General features: G+C 47.1%; 2 protein-coding genes. One reads left to right on the top strand and one right to left on the bottom strand.

What is annotated here, in order from left to right:
- Positions 1–244: 244 nt before the first annotated feature.
- Positions 245–706, top strand: coding sequence for a DUF2493 domain-containing protein (locus E4661_RS18930; protein WP_136469027.1), 462 nt, complete (start codon positions 245–247; stop codon positions 704–706).
- A 94-nt stretch (positions 707–800) separates the two neighbouring features.
- Here E4661_RS18930 and E4661_RS18925 read toward each other — a convergent pair whose 3' ends face one another.
- Positions 801–1,109, bottom strand: a complete 309-nt coding sequence (locus E4661_RS18925; protein WP_136469026.1) for a helix-turn-helix domain-containing protein — start codon at positions 1,107–1,109, stop codon at positions 801–803.
- Between the last annotated feature and the right edge of the window lie 569 nt (positions 1,110–1,678).

Genomic DNA, 1,678 nt, shown 5'->3' with positions numbered 1-1,678 from the left:
CCCCTCCAACAGCAGTCCTTTATCGGGGGCGGGGCGGTTTACGGTCATAGTATTTTCGGATAGTTTCTTAGTCCTTTTTTAAGTTGGACGGGACAAGAACTAACCCGTAAAAGAGTGTCGCCACCATGCCATGTCTTAAAATTAGGGGCAAATGTAGCCACCACGGCATACGGTCAAAACCATGCAGAGTTTGCGCATATATTTTTGGCCTCAAAGAGGCAGTTGGTTAAAAAATCAGGTATGAATGCAAAGACGCTGTGCGTCCAAAAATATATCCGCAAAGTTTTGCCCCAATGCCGTCTTTGGTGGCAGATGGCAGCCCGTAATTTTAAAACATAACATCATGGCAACATCAGCTTTTTTTCTCGTAGTCTCTGGCTCACGCAACTTTAGCAACTCCAAAATCATCAACAAACACCTACAATCAGCCCTGCAAAAACAGCCCAACCTCGTTTTGGTCAGCGGGGGTGCAAAGGGCGCAGATCGCTTGGTTCAGCAATGGGCAGTATCCAATCACGTCCCCTGTCTGGTCGTCCCTGCCAAGTGGCACCAGTTCGGCAAGGCAGCAGGCCCAATACGCAACAACTTTATGCTCGCAATGGGTCAAGGTTTGTTGGCATTCCCGTTAGCATCCTCAAAAGGCACAATCAGCGTTATCAAAAGTGCCAAAAAATTGGGCTTGCCCACAAAGGTAGTGCAGTCGTAGGCTGCATTACTTTTTTACCTTTTTAAACAGGCGTTCCGCCTGTTTTTCTTTGATTCTATGGATTCTGAACGCCTGAACTTTATTTACGAGGTTTTTAGGTTGGATTTGCCAATGAGCGGACTAGCTCTAAAATAAGTTGCCTGTTTTTGTCATCCAAATGCACGACCAATGCCATAAGTTCATGTAATAACGGGTCGTCGGGACTGCCCAACCCCAAGATCTCATCGACACTTACGCCCAGATTCTTGGAGATGTTGATTAGATGGTCTGCGCTTGGCTTCACTTCGGACTTCTCCCATCGCAACACCATTCGTGGGCTGGTCTCCAGCCTACGGGCAAGCTCCGATTGGGAAATGCCACGCTCTTCCCTCAATTTTTTTAGACGTTCGCCAAAATCCATCATTTTATCGAAGATAAGTTAGGACAAATATAACCAAACATAGCAATACTTTAATAGACAAAAAAGACTAATATTAATGAAACCAAGGAATCGCCAAAAAATCAATATTGAGGTCAAGTTGTAATCAAATTACAATGGACAATATTGTCCTTTAAAATGCGAAAACGAACAAAATAAGGTGTCAAAAAATGGAAATTCCCTACGATGGGCGGTGGCCGCCCCGTGCAACGAGGCAAAAGGCCGAGGCCATGGCCGCCCTGCACCTTCGGTCTTCATTAAGTAAAAAAGGTTCATAAGGTCAATATTGCAGTGGAAGACCGAGCGCAGGGCGACATTGTGGCAACGGCCTTTACAGGGCATCAAAATTTGCCGATCCGCCACCCAAATTTTATGCCCTGTGGCCACCGCCCTTGCCCTCCCGAAAAAGCTACGGCGCAGATTCCCGACGCAGTGCGTCGAGAATTACAAAAGGCAACATAAACCAACCTTTGGTAAATACCACCAAAACCCGTCCGCACCGTCACGGGCGGACACAAAGCCCCGCCCCCGATAAAGGACTGCTGTTGGAGGGG

The organism is Flagellimonas onchidii (assembly GCF_004804315.1).
Lineage (GTDB): Bacteria > Bacteroidota > Bacteroidia > Flavobacteriales > Flavobacteriaceae > Flagellimonas > Flagellimonas onchidii.
The sequence above is the reverse complement of the archived record's forward strand: the minus strand, read 5'-3'. Positions and strand labels throughout refer to the sequence as shown.